The sequence below is a fragment of the Paracoccus alkanivorans genome, assembly GCF_003697785.1.
In the GTDB taxonomy this organism is placed as follows: domain Bacteria; phylum Pseudomonadota; class Alphaproteobacteria; order Rhodobacterales; family Rhodobacteraceae; genus Paracoccus; species Paracoccus alkanivorans.
Window position 1 is genome coordinate 250910 of the sequence record NZ_QOKZ01000002.1, and the last position, 19018, is coordinate 269927.

The following is a 19018-nucleotide window of genomic DNA, read 5'->3' on the forward strand; positions in this document are numbered from 1 at the left end:
TCTCTCCTCCCAAGCCTGTAGCGAGTTTCTACAGAATTATATCTGATATACTGAACATCATATTTTAGATGTCAATTCTTTACAGCCACGTGAAGTTATGGTTCACAGGGACATTCGGATCGACTTGGGTTCATGGCGGATAACAATGACTCTTCAAAAACTTAAACGTCCCGTCTCTTTGTATGACATGGCCCTGGAAGGCATCCGTTCCTCGATCATCGACGGAACCATCGAAATAGGTGAGCAGATTTCGGAAACCCGGATCTCGGAGCAGTTGGGCATCAGCAAGACACCGGTGCGCGAGGCGCTGCAGGAATTGCGCCGCGAAGGGCTGGTTCAGATCGATCCCAGGAAAAGAACCACGGTGTTCAAGCCCGACTCGCAGCAACTCTCGGAATTGTTCGACATGCGCATCCTGCTGGAAACCGGTGCGGCCGAACGGCTCTACGAAAGGAACAGGGAGCAATCCGTTCTCCGGATGCGCGCCGTGGTCGAGCAAATGCGGCGCGCCGTCGAGCACGAGGATTACAAGGGCTATCGTTCACTGGATTCCGACTTTCACCAGACCATCATCGATGGCGCGGGCAACAGCCTGATATCCGAAACCTACCGGCCCCTTTCATTCAAGATCAACGTTCTGCGGAACCGCGGGCTTCTGGATCCTTATGTCGTCCACAAGTCATTCGCCTTCCACCAGAGATTGCTCGGATTGCTTGAAAGCGCGGAAGCGGAGGAATTCCGCGCCGCGCTGACGACGCATATCCAGAACAGCCAGAAGGATTACGAAGCCTGGCTGGCGACACTCAGCCCCCCGGGTTCCTGAGCAACGGATATTTCAGCCTGCCTCGCGCGTCAGCGTCACATGATCGCGCAGTTCCGCCGGAATACCGCTGATCCCCAGGCCCGGTTCGCGGGACAAATGCCAATTGCCGTCCCGGACGAAATCACCGCTGCTGGCCAAAGCATCGCGCAGCGGATTCGGATTCACGTCCACCTCCAGCAATCCGGACCCACCCGCCGCGGCAAGGAGATGGGCGGATGCCATCAGCCCGATGCCTCCGCCCAGGAAATGCGGGCAATAGACGAAGCCCCGTCGCAAGGCATCCTGCGCCACCGCGAGATTGCCCGAAACACCGCCCCATTTGCAAACATCCGGCTGCACGAAGCGCAAGGCCCCAAGCGACAGCGCGTGGTCGAAACCATCCGCTCCGGCAATATTCTCGCCGGCGGCAAGCGGCACATCCAGACCGGCCAGATCGAGCCAGTCACCATCCGGGGCATCGCAGGCAATCGGTTCCTCGATCCAGCCAAGACGGGCTTCGGCAGCCGATTTCAGGAACCGCCGCGCCTCCTCTCGCGTCCATGCCTGGTTGGCGTCGGCATAAAGGGCTTCCTGCGGCAGCAATTGCCGGGAGCATTCGATCACCTTGCCCGGATCGGCGCCGGGATCGAAACCGACCTTCACCTTGAAGGCCCGAAAGCCAGCCGCGCGCGCAGCGGCAATCATCGCGCCAGCGGCGTCGATGTGAATCCCGCTGGCATAGACCGGCACGAGGTCGCGTGCCCCGGATGACACAAGCTTCGCCAGAGGCAGCCCGCCCCGCCGCGCCGTCATGTCCCAGGCAGCGATATCCAGCCCGGCAATGACCTGCCTGAACGGGCCGGGCTCGCCGCACTGGAGCGCACGGATATGCGTCGCCCGGCTTAATTCGTGGAACATATCCGTGGGGCTGCTCCATTCGCGCCCGAGGACCAGTCCGGCGACATCGTCGATCAGCAGGTTGACGCGATGCTCGGCCCCGGCGGCGGGCCAGTTGGCAAAGACCTCTCCCCAACCGGCAGCACCCTCCGCATCCTCGATACGCAGGAAGACCGCAGGCCGGTTATGCATTACCCCGAACGAGGTCGCGACCGGCGTCCTTATCGGAACCCGAAGCGCCCAGGCCTGGATGCGTGCGACGCGATATGGCATCTCGATCTCAGGCATAGGCGCATGAGAACGCGCCTTCCCGATTGACCTGCCCCAGGTTGAAGGCCGGTCTCCAGGGTTGGGCGTTTTCCCGGGTCAGGCGGCCAAGGTTCCGCAGGATTTTCATACCATCCCCCTTCAGGGCGGTCAGCACCGCTTCGCGATCGGGGAAATGGTCCTGAACCGCGTCCAGCCAGATCGTCCGGCCCGCAAGGAAACCCTGCGCCCCCGCGGCGTATGAATAGCTCAGCACCCGTTCGAACTGTTCGGGCGCGGCACCGCCGGACAAAAGCACCCAGGGAATCCCGGCATCCGCGCAGATCTTGCCGATCTCGGCGAATTGCGAGGCCGCCGCCCGCGATTCGGCGCTGCCATCCATCGCCGGCAGGGATGCGGCCGGCAGCGGCGTCTCCAGCTTGTAGAGGTCGACACCGTATTCCGGTTTCGCGAATTCACGAACGCTCTCGATCACCAGATCGGCGCGCTTGTCGGCGCTTTCGACATAGTCGGTGGTATGCCGGTCGCTGTCGGGGAACGGATAAACCAGCAGTTCCAGCACATAGGGGATATCGTGACGGCGGCACTCGGCGCCGATGGTGCGGACATAGTCCTTCTGGTGCTGCAGCACCTCGTCCGAGGCATCCGGGCGATACCATGCCAGCACCTTGACGGCATCCCCCCCGAGACGACGGATCTTCTCGACGCTCCAATTGTCGATGGAACGCGACTTCCGGCCGCCCGGGGTGTCCTCGAACCGATGCTCCTCCAAGGTCACGATCAGCCCGGTGCGCGCGGGCAGCACGTCGATCGCGGCGGGCATGGCGAAATTCGGATCCAGCAGCATCGAGGACGCCTCATGCGCCAATGCCTCGACCAGCATACGCTTTGCGGCAAGCATGTCGGCGAAATCCACCCGGTCGGCCGGAATCCCCCGCGCCTTGGCAAGCGCCTGCAGCAGGGGTGGGCGCTGATCCAGGGCGACCATGGTGAAATGTCCGTCCTCATCGGCCAGCCGAGCCAGTCCGCGCTGTTTCCCAATGCTTGTCATCTTGTAGATCTCCATAATTCCAGGGTCTCGGTAAAATCGGGTATTCCCGCACGGCCGCCCCTGCGGGTGCATTTCAGGGCCGCGGCGGCAGAGGCGAATTCGGCCGCAGAACCGGTGTCCGCACCGGCCGCGATCGCCATCGCCCAAGCACCGTGAAACACGTCGCCCGCGCCATTGGTATCGACGACCTCGACGGGAAAAGCCGCGCGGTGGTGATGCGCCCCGTCCTCTATCCAGTTGACACCGTCCGCACCGCGCGTGACCGCCGATACTGCGCATCCGAACCCGGCAACGTGCTCCAACGCGTTCACGGATCCGGCGAAGGCGTGCAGCGCTTGTTCGGAAAAGATCGCGTGATCGGTCAGCGGCAACAGCTTTTCGAACACAGCGGCCTCGGCCACATCGGCATCCAGCACAGTCGGCACCCCCGCCTTGCGTGCCGCCGCAAAGACAGCCGCCGCACCGTCGACCCAACGCGGATCGGCCAGCACCGCACCGGCGCCGGACACCTGGTCCAGAGGCAGCCAATCGGCCTCGTTCGGCAGATCCGCGCCACGGAAATTGACGATCAGACGCTCGCCGGCGGGATCGACCAGCACGCAGGACACGGATGACCGGGCGCCGGGAAACAGCCGGAACTGTTCGACATCCACCCCTTCGAGCGCCAGTTCCCGTCGCATGGCCAGCCCGGCGGCATCCTTGCCCGCACGGCCCCAGAACCGGGCCTGACCACCCAGATGCGCAACGGCCACAGCCGCCGTCGCAGCCATGCCGCCGCCACCGGAGGCATGATCGGCGGCCCGGGTCTTGCCGGCGCGGTCAGGCAGGGCTTCGACCGTCCAGACCTGGTCCATCGCGGTCAGGCCAAGGCAGATCACCGCCGGGTCCCTTCGGGCCCATCCCGGGGGAAGCGCGTTCATAATCCCGCGATGCAGGGATATTCCGTCCCTGCATATTCCCTTGCGCAAGTGTGCACTCCCTGGCCACCCGGAACGGATCGGCCGATAAAGCCGGTGAAAGCCCTTGCGTCAGATAACGGCGGATCTTGCGTGACCGATGTCATTCAATTCACCTTTCCGGTGCCATCGATCCGGACTTCGGTTTCCGGATCGAAAAGATGCGCCTTGCCCGAGGCGGGCGACAGCCAGAGCCGCTGTCCGGTCACGGGGCGAAGATCGGGCGATACCCGTGCGATCACCTCTTGCCCCGCGGCAAAGGCGTGGACCAGCGTGTCCGACCCCAGTGGCTCGACCAGCCGGATATCGGCGGCAATGCCCTGCCCTTCCCCGACCACCTCGAAATGCTCGGGGCGAATACCCAGTGTCAGCGACTTGTGACCAGCAGCTTGACCGGCCATCAGCGTGGTGGGCAGCAGGCTGCCATCGACCAGCCGAAGCTGGTCGGCCTGAACCTCCACCGGCAGGAAGTTCATCGATGGCGAGCCGATGAAACTGGCGACGAACAGGTTTGCCGGGTTTTCATAGACCTCTTCGGGCGTGCCGACCTGCTGGATGATCCCGGCCTTCATCACCACGATCCGGTCGGCCATGGTCATCGCCTCGATCTGGTCATGGGTCACGAAGACCATCGTCGTCCTCAGTTTTTTCGACAATGTCTTGATCTCGGCACGGACCTGTCCGCGCAGCTTCGCATCCAGGTTCGACAGAGGCTCGTCGAACAGGAACACCTGCGGGTCGCGCACGATGGCCCGCCCCATCGCGACGCGCTGGCGCTGGCCGCCCGACAATGCCTTGGGGCGCCGGTCCAGATAGGGCTGGATGTCCAGCAGCTTGGCCGCCTCTTCGATCCTGGGAGCGATTTCGGCGGCGGAAAGCCCGCGCATCTCCAGCGCAAATGCCATGTTCTGGCGCACCGTCATATGCGGGTAAAGCGCGTAATCCTGAAACACCATCGCGATATCGCGCTTGGCGGCTGGAAGCTCGTTCACCCTTCGGTCGCCGATCATCAGATCGCCGCCGTCGATCGCCTCCAGCCCGGCCAGCACGCGCAGCAGGGTAGATTTGCCACAGCCCGACGGACCGACAAGGACGATGAACTCCTCGTCCGCGATTTCGAGATCTAGCCCGGGAATGACCGTTACATTGCCGTAATTCTTGACGAGGTTGCGCATGGTGATGGACGCCATCATTGCTCTCCCATGAAAGACAGAATGGGCTTGATGGATTTACCCTCGGCGAAAGCCGCGAACTTGCCCGGCAACTCCCCTATCGGGAACGCGTCATCGACAAGCTGCGCGTATTTCTCGCGATTGGCGCGCAGCAACTCGATATTGGCGGCGAAATCGCCCTTGGGGAAATAGAATGTCCGCAAAAGGGCGAAATCCTTGCGCCGGAACACCTTGTCCTCGGTGACGCTCCACGGCGCGGCATTCTCGCCGATCAGGACGATGACGCCCCCGGGCAGGACCAGATGGATGGCAAGGTCGCGCGCGGCATGGTTGCCGGAGCATTCGACGATCAGGTCATAGCGCCTGTCGCGGCTGCCGACGGGCACGATATTCGCGCCGAATTGCCGGGCCATCGCTGCACGGGCCGGATTGGGCTCGGCCACGTCCGGCTGCGCATATCCCAGTGCCTGTGCGGCCAGCACCACGCCCAGACCGACCGGCCCCGCCCCCGTTACCAGGACCGAGGGCGACCGGGTGACAAGATGGCGCGCCGCCTCGCGCAAGGCATGGGCAGAGGTGCCGATCGTATCCAGCAAAAGCGGCGCAAGGGTTGCGTCGATATCGCCGGGCACGGGCAGCAGGCAGTTCTCGGGCACGGTCAGGTATTGCGCATAACCGCCATCCCGGTTCCAGCCGATCAGCGACGAGATGGTGATGCAGCTCTGCGTATCGCCCCGCAGGCAAATTTCGCACTCACCGCAATGCAGCGGGATGTAGACGGCGCAAAGCTGCCCGTCCAGATCATGGCCCGGTTGCTGCACCCATCCCGCGATCTCGTGCCCGGCGATATGCTGTGCACCGGCATGCCACGGCTTCAGGTCCGACCCGCACAGCGCCGTCGCGGCCACGCGCAGCAGCACCTCTCCGGCGGCGGGCTCTGGCAGCGGGCGGGAAACGATGTCGATCCGGTCTCCGCCCCGGAAATCGGCGGCCTGCATGGTTTTCTCGTTCGGTATCATGGTCATCCTTTCACCGCTCCAAGGGTCAGGCCCGAAATCAGCCAGCGCTGGACAATCGCGGCGAGCAGCAGGGGCGGCAGCGCGATAATCGTCGCGGCGGCCATCAACCCGCCCCAGTTGGTCGAGCCTTCGCCGATGAAATTGAACGAGGCCGCGATCAGCGTTTTCGTCTGCGAGTTGCTGAGCACCAGCGAAAAGAGAAAGAAGTTCCACGAGAAAACAAAGGCCAGTATCGCCGATACGGCCAGCCCCGACGCCACCAGCGGCAGGGCGATCCGCCGAAAGATGCGAAAGGGCGAGCAACCATCGACCTGCGCCGCCTCGAAGATCGAGCGCGGGATATTGTCGAAATAGGGCAACAGGACCCAGATCACGATCGGCAGGGTGATGACCGCATGGGTCAGGATCAGCGCCCAATAGCTGCCGATCATGTCCACCTGCCGGAACATCACATACCACGGCAGCAGAAACAGCGTTCCCGGCGCCATGCGGGCCATCAGCGCGACCACGGCGGGCCACGTGATGCGGGTCCATGAGGCGACGAAGGCCGCGGGCGCGCCGAACAGAAGACCGAACAGGGTCGAGCCGACCGTGACGATCAGGGAGTTCACGGCATAGCTGAGAAACGGCGTCTGCTCGCTCAGGGTGACATAGTTCTCGACCGTCGGGGCAAAGATCAGCGTCGGCGGATAGGCGGTCACTTCGTGAGACGGCTTGAAGGAGGACAGGACCATCCAGGCGGTCGGCGTCATCACGATCACACCGGCCAGCACCAGCAGGATCACATTGATACAGTCGAGCCAGCGGGAATCCGAGGGTTTCGTCGCCATGCTACCACTCCACCGCGTTGCGCAGCCGGTTGAACGCCATCACCGCGCCAAGGACGAGAACCGACAACGTGACCATCAGCGCGCCGGCATAACCCAGTTGGAAAAACTCGAAACCGGTCCGGAAACCATAGATGTTCAACGTCATCGAATGGTTCGACGGCCCGCCCTGCGTGGTGATGTAGATCAGGTCGAAAAAGCGCAGCAGATCGACCGAGCGCAGCACCATCGCCGTCACGAGGGTCGGCAACAGCAACGGCAGGGTGATCCGCCAGAACACGGCCCTGCGCGAGGCTCCGTCTATCTCGGCGGCCTCATAGACCGAGGGCGGCAGGGATTGCAGCCCGCCCAGCACGATCAGCGCGACATAGGGTGTCCATTGCCATGTATCGATCAGCGCCAGGGTCGGCACCACGAGAACAGGCGAGGCAAGCCAGGCAGATGGCGGCAGTCCCAGGGATGTCAGGATCCAGTTTGCCGCCCCAAGGGAAGGATCGAGGATCACCAGCCACATCATCCCCGCCACCACCGGAGGCATCATGAAGGGCGAGATGAACAGCGAGCGGACGATACCGGGCAGCCGCTTGGCCCGAAACAGCAAAAGCGCCAGTGACGTGCCAAGCACAAGCTGCATGACCAGCGAAAGCACGTAAAGGTAAAAGGTAATCCAGATGCCGTTCCAGAATTCCCCGTCCGCGACCATGCGCAGATAGTTTTCGCCTCCCCACCCCGTAACCTGTCCTGTCGAGGAATAGCTCTGGAAGCTCATCCAGATCGTGTAGAGGAACGGAAAGGCGATCATGCCGATCGTGAAGACCAGCGCCGGCATGGACATCGCCGCCATCTGTCCGCGATGATCGTGTTCAACCTTCATGGCATTCCCTTTTCAGCCCGCCAGAAAGCCGCCATCGACCGCCGCCACGCTGCCGGTCACATAGCGGGCTGCGGGCATGCACAGATAGGCGACGGTTCCGGCAACCTCTTCCGGCTGCCCCCATCGTCCGAACGCGGTTCGTCCGGCGATCCGGTCGTAATGGGCGCGATCCTTGCGGCCCTCGGCGTTCAGCGGCGTCTCGATATATCCGGGCGCCACGGCATTGACGCGGATGCCGTCAGCGGCCCAGGCATGGGCCAGCGCACGGGTCAGCATCACCACCCCACCCTTCGAGGCGCAATAGGCCGGCAATCGCGGCAAGGCCGCGAAGGCATTCATCGAGGCGATGTTGACGATACATCCGCCCGCTGCGGCCAGCGCCTCGCGAAAGGCCGTGCAGCACCGCATCACACCCGTCAGGTTGACGTCCAGCACCTGCTGGAAGACCTGTATGTCGAACTCGGCATCGCGCCGCAGGATGCCAGCCGCGTTGATCAGCGCATCCAGCCTGTCGAAACCCGCGGCAAAGGCCCGCACGGCGGATTCGTCCGTAACGTCCAGCGTGGCAAGCGTCAGGCGGTCGTGACCGGCCAGCGGGCATCGGGCCAGTTCGTCCCCGGTCGCGCCGGTGGCGGTGACATGCGCGCCAAGGTCGAGAAACTCCCTGACGATGGCGGCGCCGATCCCGCCGGTTCCGCCGATCACGGCGACGCGGAAACCAGACGGCAGTTGGAAAGATTCCGAGGACACGGAGATGATCCCTTCAATCGATAAAGGCGAGGGGAATGGCCGGCGGCATCCCGCCGCCGGTCGTGATCTGTCTAATCGCGGGCGATCAGTTCGTTCAGCGCGGCATCCGCCGTGGCGCAGGCCTCGTCGACCGAGACGGTCCCGAGCAGCAGGTCTCCGATGGCCTGGCCGACATGCTGGCGCGATTCCGGATTGGCGATGATCGGATAGCCAATCTCGGATGTGCCGGTCTCTGCCAGTTCGGCTAGCGCTTCGTGCCATTGCTTGCGCACCGGGCTTTCGTCAAGCCAGGCCTTGTATTCGGCGGATTCCGCGATGGCCTCGCGCGGCGGGGCGATCCCCTCAAGCGCCAGCTTGGCCTGCATCTCGGGACTGGATGCCCATTGCAGGAAATACCAGGCCGCGTCGGGATTTGCCGAATGAGCCGAGATCGCCAGGCCCCAACCGATCACCGTCGGATGCGAACCGCCCGGACCCTCCGGCAGCGGAACGATGGCGGTATCGTCCATGCGATCCCCGCCCTCCATGACCGCCCCGAATTCGTTCGAGGACTGGAAGGACATCGCCGAACGACCGGCGCGATATAATGCAGTCAACTGCTGGAAGCTGTAATTGACCACGCCCGGCGGCCCGTAATTCTTCAGAAGATCGGAATACAGGCTCAGCGCCTGCTTGGCCTCGCGAGAACACATCGCGGATTTTCCGTCGACCATATACTGTCCGCCCATATTATGCATGAACCCGGAGAAAGTATAAGGCGCGGCGGCGGCCAGGCCCCGGGACGCGAATGGGGTGGCATCCGTGCATTCCTTGAGCTTGGCAGCCGTGTCGGAAAGACCCTCAAGCGAGGACGGAACCTCGACCCCGCATTCCTCGAAGATGTCGGTCCTGTAGTATAGCAGCGGCCCCTCGATATTCAGCGGCACCCCGGTCAGCTTGCCGTCGAAGGTCGCGGCCTCCAGCAGGGCCTTGCCAAGGCCGTCGGCGTTGTAATCCGGTGAAACATTGTTCTGGATATAGGGCGTCAGATCCGCGTACCAGCCCGCCGCCGCGAATTGCATCCCCTCGCGTGAGGGCAGCGTCATGAAGACATCCACCTCGTCGCTGCGCGCATTCATGACGGTCATCAGGCGCTGGCGCATCTGCTGCTCCTGATAGCTGTCGATCACGAGGTTGATCCCGGTCAGTTCCTTGAACTCGTCGGCATGGTCGATCAGCAACTGCCCCAACGGATTGCTGTTGGCCAGAAACGTGACCGTCTCGCCCGAATGCGCCTTCCAGTCGAATTCCTGCGCAGCCGCCGCCGTCGCCAGACCCGTGACCGCTGCCGCCATCAGGCAGGCGATTCCCTTGCGCGTGATATCCATGATTCTCCTCCCTGCCCGTTTCCTCCAAGGCATGTAACCGGTTACATATCATCGACAGGACAAGGCGTCAACGATTCATGCCGGCCGGATTGCAGCAATCAGAGTTGTCTTGCCGGGGAAATGCCGAGTAGAAAGGCTAGGGAGGTATGAATGAGCAGATTTAAATCGGAAAAATCGGCGTCTGGCGCACGCTCCATAGGTATTCGGGATATCGCGCGCAGCGCCGGTGTCTCGACCGCCACGGTATCGCGTTTCCTGAACAAGCCCGAATCGGTCGGCGCGGACCTGCGCGACAAGATCAGCCGCGTCATAGATGAAACCGGTTACATACCACATGCCTCGGCACGGGCCCTGTCCTCGCGGCGCACGCGCACGATCGGGGCCATCGTTCCGACCGTGGACAACGCCATGTTCGCCCAGGGGCTTCAGGCGCTGCAAAGCTACCTGGCGACAAAGGATTACCTTCTGCTTCTTGCAACGAACGAATATGATATCGATGTCGAGTTGCAGCAGGCCCGGAACCTCGTGGCACGGGGAATCGATGCGCTGATACTGCGCGGCGACGAACGTCACCCGATCCTGCGGCGCCTGCTCGAAACCAACGGCATTCCATTCGTGAATGTCGGCCTCTGCGAGCCCGCCAAGCCCTATCCGTCGGTCGGCGTCGACAATTACGAGGCGGGCCGCGTGCTTGCCCGCTATATCACCGATCTCGGGCACAGGAGGGTCGCGGTGGTGGCGGCCCATCAGCGCAACAACGACCGCGCCCAGGCCCGGCTGAGGGGAATCATCGAGGTTCTCGAACAGCAGGCATGCGCGCCAGGGCCAGGCTGGCAGTTGCAGGTCGATTACAACCTCGCCGATGCCGGAGATGCCGCCAGGATCCTGCTGCAAGGCGAATCCCGGCCAACCGCGATCATCTGTGGCAATGACGTCATTGCCTATGGCGTCATGCTTGCCGCGATCCGGATGGGATGCGACGTGCCGCGCGATCTGTCGGTGGTTGGCTTCGACGATCTGGACTGGAGCCGCCATCTGCTGCCCAGCCTGACCACCATCCACATGCCCACGAACGAGATATGGGTGCGTGCGGGGCGATACCTGGTTGACCTGCTGGCCGGACAGGCGCCGATCAAGCATCAGCAGGTGGATTTTTCGCTGGTCCTGCGCGAATCCACCGCCCCTCCGCCGAAAACCTGAACCCGGGAAGCGCATCCCGCCCCCGGTCACTTGATCAGATGGACGCCGGTCAGGATGAAGGCGGCAAGGATGACCGTCTCGACCACGATCAGCGCGATGGCGGTGCCGCCGACCTCCAGCATGCGCACGAGAGAGGTCTTGATCCCGACCGCGGCGATCGCGGCCAGCAACGCCCAACGGCTGAGCGTTTCCGCGATATCCGAGACGATAGCGGGTATCAGCCCGAAGGAATTCAGTATCGCCAGCAACAGAAACCCCAGGACGAATCCCGGCAAAAGCGGTGGGCGCTTGCCATCGGCGACCTGATCGGACAATCCGCTGGCCCTGATCGACAGCGAAAAGATCAGCACGACCGGCGCCAGCATCGACACGCGGATCAGCTTGACCAGGGTGGCGGTTTCTCCCACCTCGGGACTGACGGAAAATCCCGCTCCGACCACCTGCGCGACATCATGGATCGTGCCGCCCAGAAACACCCCGGATTCAAGCGATGAGAAGCCGAAAAACCCGGACAGGGGCGGATATGCGATCATTGCGATCGTCGAGAGAAGCGTGACCGACAAGACGGTAAAGGCAAGGTTCCGCTCGGATTTATCGGTCTTGGGCAGCACCGCCGCAATGGCCATCGCAGCCGAAGCGCCGCAAATGGCCACGGCCCCGCCGGTCAGCAGCGCCAGCCTCCAGCCACGGCCGAAAAATCGCGCCACCACAAGGGCGAACAGGATCGTCATTACCACTCCGGCAACGACCAGCGCGATCATCGCGGCCCCAAGTTCGGCCAGCATATCCGCGGAAATGCGCGCGCCCAGCAAGGCGACGCCAAGGCGAAGCACCGTCTTTGCGGAATATTCGACACCGGGCAGCGTGCGGGTGCCCTCTTCGGCCAGGAAGTTCAGCGCGAGGCCCAGCAGCAACGCCATCAGCATCGCCGGCGCCCCGTAATGCTCCGACAGGAACTGGGCGGTTACCGCGATCAGCACCGATACGGCCAGTCCCGGGAACAACCGCTTGAAGCAATCCGAGTCGGGCAGGCCGAAACGGGCAATCAGCCGACGTGGCGCGGCGGTCAGGTTCCGGGTATTCATCACGATCCTACGCGGGTTCATTGCGCCCGAGCGCTTCGATCTCGGCCAGCAAGGCATCATCGACGGGGACACCGTCCGCAGCAACCTTCCGTTTCAACTCCGTCCGGCGGGCGCCGGGCAGCCGCGCTCCGGGCTCGGCCTCGATCGCCGCGGCCAGTTCTTCGATACGGCCAAGCGCGCCCTGCCCCCCATCCGCGCCGGCGAAGCCAAAGGCGCCCGGGTCGATGGCAAGGATCAGTTGCCCGACTCCGGGGGCCGGTCCTTCGGCGGTAAAGAATGACGAGGCCTCGTAACCGAAATGCGCGCCGACCAGACCAGCGGACAGCAATTCGACCATCAGCGCAAGCGCCGTGCCCTTTGCGTCCCCCATCGGAACCATCGTTCCCGCCAGGGCGGCCTTGGGATCGGTGGTCGCCCGGCCTTCGGCGTCAAGCGCCCAGCCTTCGGGGATCTCTTCACCCCGCTGACCGGCCGCCATGATCTTGCCGCGCGCGACTTTCGACAGCGACACATCCACGACGATGGCGGGCCGTCCTCCGGGTCGCGGCGCGGCGAAGGCGATCGGATTGGTGCCGAATAACGGCCTGCGTCCGCCCCATGGCGCCATCGCCGCCGGGGAGTTCGCGAACATGATCGCGACAAGCCCGGCATCGGCCAGACGCTCCACCGTCACGCCGGCGACCCCGCAGTGATGCGAACGGGTAATCCCGGCCAGGGCAATGCCCTGTTTCGGGGCCGTGCCGGTCAGCCAGTCCACGGCCAGGTCGATGGCCGGATAGGCAAACCCGTTGCAGGCATCCACGGCAAGCACGCCGGGCCGTTCCTGACGGCTGGCCGGTATCGCCTGTCCGTCAACCTTGCCGCTGAGCGCCTGAGCGGCATAGGAGGGCACGCGCCGCAGCCCGTGACCGGCCTGCCCGGCCTCCTCCGCGGCGACAAGCGCGCGGGCGACGGATTCGGCATTCCCGGACGAGGTCCGGCAGCGCGTCAGGGTATCGGCGACAAGCCGATGCGTTTGCGACAAGCTGAGACGCGGCATTGATCAGACCTTTTCCTGCAGGTGGTTCAGGACCTTGTCCGCGATCAGGCTGCTGACGCGAACATTCGACTCCTCCGTGACCCCGGCAATATGCGGCGTGAGGATGACATTCGTAAGCCCGGCAAACCGTCCCCCCGCCTCCGCCGTCAGGGGCTCGGTCTCGAAAACATCCAGTGCGGCACCGGCCAGATGACCGGATCTCAGCACATCCGCCAGCGCATCTTCGTCCACCACGCCACCACGGGCCGCGTTGATCAGCACCGCCGAGGCGCGCATTCCGGACAGGGCTTGCGCGTTGATAATGTGCCGCGTCTGCGATGTCAGCGGAACATGGAGGCTGAGCACATCGGACCGCGTCAGAAGATCGTCGAGAGATACCGGCTCTGCCTTCGCCCAGGCCGGGTCAGAACTATCCAGATGCGGGTCATGCGCGATAACGGTCATGCCGAGCGCACCCGCCCTTGCCGCGACTTCGCGCGCGATGGCGCCGAAACCGAGCAGTCCCATCACGCGGCCGGACAGTTCCCCGCCGATAAGGTGCTGTCGCGGCCAGTCGCCCGCCGCCACCTGATCCGAACTCAGATAAGCGCCGCGAAGCAGCATCAGGGCGGTGGTGATCACATATTCCGCCACCGCCAGATCATTCGCCCCGGTGGCGGGCCAGACCTGCACGCCTCTTGCCTTGCATGCCTCCAGATCGATATTGTCCAGCCCGACGCCCAATCGCCCGACGGCGCGAAGCCCCTTGCCCGCATCAAGCAACGCCGCATCGACGCGCGTCCGGTTGCGAACCACCAGCACCTCGGCATCCGCGACCGCCGCAATCAGTTCTTCGCGGCGATCGACCAGATCGGGTTCATACCGTGTCGGGGCTGCCACGGACAGGCGCTGGACGGCGGTTTCGTCCATGAACTCGGTGATGACGACACGTGACATTCGCTTCCTTTCCATAAGTCAAAACAGCAGGCCGACAGGCATGGGAATGTTCAGCACCCGCACCATCAGCAGATAGAATGCGCTCACCATCACAAGGATGCCGAGCAGGTAGACCAGCAGCCGCAGCCCCCGAAGAGGGCCGAACTGGCCGGTCAGCATCAGGATCACACAGGCGGCGATGGATGTCGTGAACATGCCGAGATGCGGAAAGATCACGGCCCAGGCCAGCATCGTCAGCGCAAGGACCAGCCCGCGCCCGGTTCCGTCATCCGTCGATGCCTCCAGCGAGTCGGTTCCCCCACCGCGTAACGAGCGCAGGACCTGCAGGCCCGACAACAGGATCATCGCGATCCCGACGGTCAGGGGAAACGCGGCAGCGAGTGTGCTGAGCTGTTGCGACTGAAGGACGATCACCAGCCCCAGCAGGATGAAAAACGCGGCTCCGATCAGGCCGGGCAGATCGATCCGCCTTGGCGAATGCCCCCCCCCACCGCCCATGATCGCGGCGTCGCCGGGCCTATCGGCGACCACCAGCCGCCGCGCTCTTCGCAGCCGCAGCAGCGGCATGAAAAGCGTTACAGCGATCAGTGCGACGATCCCCCAGCTGATCGGCCGGTCGAGCAGCAACTGGCCCATGAAATCGCCGCGCGCGCCTCCGATCATCCAGGCCCGCATGAAACCCTGTTCGGCGATCTGGCCAAGCACCAGCCCCAGCACGATCGGCGAGGCTCCGTAGCCCGCGCGCGCCGCGAGCCAGCCGATCAGCCCCATCACCACCATCACCAGCACGTCATGCGGGTTGGAATGGATCGCGAAGCTGCCGACGATGGTCATATAGGCGATCAGGGGAACCAGCATGGCCTTGGGCACATTGGCGATGAACCGGAAGGCATAGCGCCCGACGACCAGCCCGGTCGGCAGCATCAGCAATGTCGCGATCAGCAGGCCCACCATGAAGACATAAACCGTGCCATCCCCTCCCTGGAACAGCGCCGGCCCCGTGCGGATGCCCTGCACCATCAGCGCGCCCATGATGACCGCATCCGGCGGCGTGCCGGGGATCCCCAGCACCAGCGTCGGGATGAACCCGCCGCCCACGGTGGCGTTGTTCGCGCTTTCCGTGGCCAGGATGCCGCCGGGCTCTCCCTTGCCGAAATTATCCGCCCGGGGCGAGGCGCGCCGCGCCTCGGCATAGGCGATCAGCGAGGCGATCGACCCTCCCGCTCCCGGCAGGATACCGACCAGCGTTCCGATCACCGACGAGCGAAGCAGGTTCAGCCAGTCGCGCAAAGCAATGGTCAGGGCTTCGAAAAAGCGGAAACCGCGCGCGGGCGCGGGTTCGAGATGCCTGCCCGCATCGGCAACCATACCGATAAGAACCGGAATGCAGTAAAGACCGATCAGCGCGGCAACGATGTCGATGCCGCCCATCATCGCGGGAAGCCCCGCGGTGAAACGGACATCGCCGCCGATGACCGCAACGCCGATCATCGACAGGAACAGCCCGAACATCCCGCCGATCATCCCCTTCAGCACATTGCCCTGCGACAGGGTGGCGATCAGGGTCAGCCCCAGGATCGCCAGCCAGAAATACTCGGTCGACTGGAAAGCGAGGGCGAGTTTTGCAAGCGATGGCGAAAGCGTGATCAGCAGGATCGCCCCGACAAGCCCGCCGAAGACGCTCGCGATCGTCGCCAGCGTCACTGCCAGGTCACCGTCGCCACGCCTCGCCATCGGATAGCCGTCGAACGTGGTCGCGATGGCCGAGGGCGTGCCGGGTGTATTGACGAGGATGGCGGCGAATGCGCCGCCATAGATCGCCCCGGTGTAAATGGCGCCGAGCATGATCAGCCCGGAGGCAGGTTCCATGACGAAGGTGAAGGGCACCAGAACCGCGATCGCCATCGTGGCCGACAGGCCCGGCAATGCGCCTATGATGGTTCCGGCCAGCACACCAGCCAGCGCGAGTCCAAGATTGATTGGGCTAAAGGCCGCGAAGATGATGCTGAGCGGGTCAGCCATGACAGTCCCCCGATGTTACGAGAATGATCGCGTCGCCCGGGGCGCGGTGAAACCCGCCCCGGCTGGCCGTCCGGGTCAGTTCTGGGCCTTGAGCTGCCCGGTAACCTCCTCATAGGCCGCCTTGCGCTCTGCCATGAAGTCGGACATCTCTTCGTAGGGAACGTCGATCAGCGCGTAGCCGTCGTTTTCCATCCGCTTGCGGAACTCGGGATTGGCGTTGATCTGGCCAATGATGTCCGACAACTGCTTGCGGGTTTCCTCGGGCGTCGAGGACGGCACTGCGATGCCTCTATAGGCCCCGCCGACCATGTCGATTCCAAGCTCCTTGAAGGTCGGCACATCCGGGAACAGCGGGTGGCGTTCCTCGGTCGCGACGGCAAGCATGCGGACGCCGTCGGCCTGCCGGGCCGCCACGGTCGTATATCCCCAGAGCATGTCCACCTCGCCACCAAGCAGCCCGGATTCGGTGGCCCCGGTTCCGCTATAGGGAATATAGGTCGTGACCGCGCCGGTTTCATTCATGAAACGCTGATTGGCGACATGATTGGCCGAATTCGTCCCGCTTCCGCCCGCGGTGACCAGGCCCGGGTTCTGGGTGGCGGCATCAATGACATCCTGCACCGTCTGATACGGGCTGTCCTTGCGCACGAGCAACGCATCCGGGGTGAAATGGAACATGTATATATTGGTGATGTCCTCGGTCGCGTAGCCGGGATCCTGCAGCATCGGCTGCAGGATGATATGAGGCAGATTGGTGCCCATGATGGTCAGCCCGTCGCCGTTGTAGCCGTTCAGCCCGGACCATGCCTGCGCGCCGCCCGCTCCGGGCATGTACTGGACGATCATGTCCTGGCCCGTGAGCTCCTTGAAATAAGGCTGCTGATACCGCGCCGTGACATCGCTTTCACCGCCGGCGTTGAAGGGGATGATATAGTTCACCGGCCCATCGGGATAAGCCAATGCGGCAGAACCGGACATCGTCGCGGCAACCATCGCCGCTGTCACCCAATGACGAAGTTTCATCTTACCAAGCATGCTGTCTTCCTCCCTGCATGTTGCGTGGCATCGGGCACGATGGCGCCCGGTTGCCGTGACGGGTCCCGCCGCCCTCTCCCCATGGGCGGCGGGTCGGCAACGCGATCAGGCGCTGCGATACAATTTGGTCATCGAGAATTCGCGATGCCCCAGGGCTTCGGCAGCCGTCGCGCGCCCATTCGCGGTGCGGACGATCATGTCGATCAGGGAATCGCCGGCCTCGTCGATGGTCATCTCGCGGGTCAGCACGCCGGTCACATCCACGTCGATATGTTCCGACATGGTGCGCAGGGTGCGCGGGTTGCCCGAGATCTTGATGACCGGCACGATCGGATTGCCGACCACATTGCCCTGCCCCGTGGGGAAGGTGTGGATGACAAAGCCGCCCGCCGCCATCAGCGTGACGCATTCCGCCGCCGCCGAAGAGCTGTCCATGAAATAAAGCCCCGGCCCCTTTTCAGGGGACTCGGCCGGCCCGATCGCATCGATATAGGTCGAGGTCCGGCCGATCTTCTCCAGGTTCCCGAGCGCCTTTTCCTCGATGGTCGTCAGCCCGCCCAGGATATTGCCCTTGGTCGGCTGGCTGTCCGAGAGATCCGAGGTCTTGTAGGCCTCGATCACGTCATCCTGGTAGGCCTGCCAGATCTTCTTGAACTTGGCCGCCGCCTCGGGGGTAGCGGCGCGTTTTTCGCAGATATGCTCGGCCCCGGTGATCTCGGATGTTTCGCCAAAGCAGCCATAGAGACCATGCGGCAACAGCTTGTCATACATGTTGCCGACCGTCGGGCAGGAGGACAGGCCGGTCGTGGTGTCGCTCTCGCCGCATTTCGTCGAAACCCACAGATCCGAAAGCGGGCAATCCTCCTTCTGCAGTTCGGTCGCCCAATGGACATATTCCTTGGCCTTCCAGCTTGCCTGCCGGATGGTCTCGAAATCGCCCTTCTGCTCGATCGAGAAGCCGGTGACGGGCTTGCCCGTCCTGGCGATGCCGTCGACGATCACCTGCGTCCATTCGGGTTCGATGCCGATCACCACGACCGCCGCGACATTGGGATTCGCGCCCGTGCCGATGATGGTGCGGAAATGCAGGTCCAGATCCTCGCCGAATTGCAGGCGCCCATATGCATGCGGGATAGCCAGCGTGCCCTTGACGTTGTTGGCGACCGCCTCGCAGGCCGCGTTCGAAATATCGTCCACCGGCAGGATCAGGACATGGTTGCGCACGCCGACACGGCCATTCTCGCGGCGCCATGCCTTTACCGCCATATTGCTGAAATCAAGAGCCATCGCTTACCACCGTTTCGTTTTGCAGTTGTGGGTATGGACATGGCCGCCGACCTCGGCATCGCCGACCATCTTTCCGATGTCCTCGCCATATTTGATCACGGTATCGCCCGCCTTCAGCGGCTTGAGCGCGACCTTGTGGCCGATCGGGATATCGGCTTGCGCGGTCAGGCGGAAATCGGAATTGTCGGCAGTAACGACACATAGCATCTCGGTGCCCGCGCCGAGATTCTCGACGACGACGACACCGACATTGTCCTCGTGATCGTGGACCAGAAGTTGCGGAATGCTCAAAGGACCCTCCCTTTCGATGATGGCATGAAATCCTCGCGGCAGGGGTAACATATACATCAACTCTTATACAAGAATAAATATATCCTTATTGTCATGCCGCGCAAGCTCGTGATAACGTGGAAAAAACAGAAGGGATGGCAT

Annotated in this window: 18 protein-coding genes; 2 read left to right on the forward strand and 16 right to left on the reverse strand. The window is 63.4% G+C overall.

The annotated features are described in order from the left end of the window. The first annotated feature begins 145 nt into the window (after positions 1–145). Complete coding sequence (locus C9E81_RS05920) at positions 146–823, forward strand: GntR family transcriptional regulator (RefSeq protein ID WP_166461829.1); 678 nt, start codon at positions 146–148, stop codon at positions 821–823. Between the two features lie 12 nt (positions 824–835). On the opposite strand, the gene C9E81_RS05925 is transcribed toward C9E81_RS05920, so the two are convergent. The 9 genes from C9E81_RS05925 to C9E81_RS23265 all read right to left on the reverse strand — a co-directional run bounded on the left by C9E81_RS05925 (position 836) and on the right by C9E81_RS23265 (position 9982). Continuing rightward, on the reverse strand, positions 836–1972 hold the full coding sequence (locus tag C9E81_RS05925; RefSeq protein WP_208021119.1) for a mandelate racemase/muconate lactonizing enzyme family protein: 1137 nt from the start codon (positions 1970–1972) through the stop codon (positions 836–838). A gap of 7 nt (positions 1973–1979) precedes the next feature. Continuing rightward, positions 1980–3017, reverse strand: a complete 1038-nt coding sequence (locus tag C9E81_RS05930) for a tagatose 1,6-diphosphate aldolase (RefSeq protein ID WP_122111818.1) — start codon at positions 3015–3017, stop codon at positions 1980–1982. After that, a complete protein-coding gene (locus C9E81_RS05935) occupies positions 3014–3937 on the reverse strand; it encodes a PfkB family carbohydrate kinase (RefSeq protein ID WP_122111395.1) in 924 nt (307 codons plus the stop codon). The genes C9E81_RS05930 and C9E81_RS05935 overlap by 4 nt, the downstream gene beginning before the upstream one ends. Before the next feature lie 143 nt (positions 3938–4080). Beyond that, positions 4081–5163 (reverse strand): ABC transporter ATP-binding protein, encoded by a 1083-nt coding sequence (locus C9E81_RS05940; RefSeq protein WP_122111819.1) that lies wholly within the window; start codon positions 5161–5163, stop codon positions 4081–4083. Next, a complete protein-coding gene (locus tag C9E81_RS05945) occupies positions 5163–6170 on the reverse strand; it encodes an alcohol dehydrogenase catalytic domain-containing protein (protein WP_122111396.1) in 1008 nt (335 codons plus the stop codon). Before C9E81_RS05945 ends, C9E81_RS05940 begins: the two co-directional genes overlap by 1 nt. After that, complete coding sequence (locus C9E81_RS05950; RefSeq protein WP_122111397.1) at positions 6167–6994, reverse strand: carbohydrate ABC transporter permease; 828 nt, start codon at positions 6992–6994, stop codon at positions 6167–6169. The genes C9E81_RS05945 and C9E81_RS05950 overlap by 4 nt, the downstream gene beginning before the upstream one ends. Before the next feature lies 1 nt (position 6995). After that, positions 6996–7865 carry a carbohydrate ABC transporter permease gene (locus C9E81_RS05955; protein ID WP_122111398.1) on the reverse strand — a complete coding sequence of 290 codons (870 nt, stop codon included), beginning with the start codon at positions 7863–7865 and terminating at the stop codon, positions 6996–6998. A gap of 12 nt (positions 7866–7877) precedes the next feature. Then, complete coding sequence (locus C9E81_RS05960) at positions 7878–8615, reverse strand: SDR family NAD(P)-dependent oxidoreductase (protein ID WP_122111399.1); 738 nt, start codon at positions 8613–8615, stop codon at positions 7878–7880. 71 nt (positions 8616–8686) lie between these two features. Next, a complete protein-coding gene (locus tag C9E81_RS23265; RefSeq protein ID WP_122111400.1) occupies positions 8687–9982 on the reverse strand; it encodes an ABC transporter substrate-binding protein in 1296 nt (431 codons plus the stop codon). A 150-nt stretch (positions 9983–10132) separates the two neighbouring features. Here C9E81_RS23265 and C9E81_RS05970 point away from each other — a divergent pair, with 150 nt between their 5' ends. Beyond that, the gene (locus tag C9E81_RS05970; RefSeq protein WP_122111401.1) at positions 10133–11182 is read left to right on the forward strand and encodes a LacI family DNA-binding transcriptional regulator; all 1050 of its coding nucleotides are present in this window, start codon (positions 10133–10135) and stop codon (positions 11180–11182) included. Between the two features lie 26 nt (positions 11183–11208). Here the strand turns inward: C9E81_RS05970 and C9E81_RS05975 are convergent, their stop codons facing one another. The 7 genes from C9E81_RS05975 to C9E81_RS06005 form a co-directional block, all read right to left on the reverse strand. Continuing rightward, positions 11209–12267: a YeiH family protein gene (locus C9E81_RS05975; protein ID WP_122111402.1), complete on the reverse strand. Its 1059-nt coding sequence runs from the start codon at positions 12265–12267 to the stop codon at positions 11209–11211. Positions 12268–12274: 7 nt separating this feature from the next. Continuing rightward, the gene (locus tag C9E81_RS05980) at positions 12275–13306 is read right to left on the reverse strand and encodes an Ldh family oxidoreductase (protein ID WP_122111403.1); all 1032 of its coding nucleotides are present in this window, start codon (positions 13304–13306) and stop codon (positions 12275–12277) included. 3 nt (positions 13307–13309) lie between these two features. Then, the gene (locus C9E81_RS05985) at positions 13310–14242 is read right to left on the reverse strand and encodes a hydroxyacid dehydrogenase (protein ID WP_122111404.1); all 933 of its coding nucleotides are present in this window, start codon (positions 14240–14242) and stop codon (positions 13310–13312) included. A gap of 18 nt (positions 14243–14260) precedes the next feature. Continuing rightward, complete coding sequence (locus C9E81_RS05990) at positions 14261–16264, reverse strand: tripartite tricarboxylate transporter permease (protein ID WP_122111405.1); 2004 nt, start codon at positions 16262–16264, stop codon at positions 14261–14263. 75 nt (positions 16265–16339) lie between these two features. After that, positions 16340–17299 (reverse strand): tripartite tricarboxylate transporter substrate binding protein, encoded by a 960-nt coding sequence (locus tag C9E81_RS05995; protein ID WP_208021121.1) that lies wholly within the window; start codon positions 17297–17299, stop codon positions 16340–16342. A 105-nt stretch (positions 17300–17404) separates the two neighbouring features. Then, a complete protein-coding gene (locus tag C9E81_RS06000; RefSeq protein ID WP_122111406.1) occupies positions 17405–18586 on the reverse strand; it encodes a UxaA family hydrolase in 1182 nt (393 codons plus the stop codon). Between the two features lie 3 nt (positions 18587–18589). Further along, positions 18590–18877, reverse strand: a complete 288-nt coding sequence (locus C9E81_RS06005; protein WP_243698528.1) for a UxaA family hydrolase — start codon at positions 18875–18877, stop codon at positions 18590–18592. Between the last annotated feature and the right edge of the window lie 141 nt (positions 18878–19018).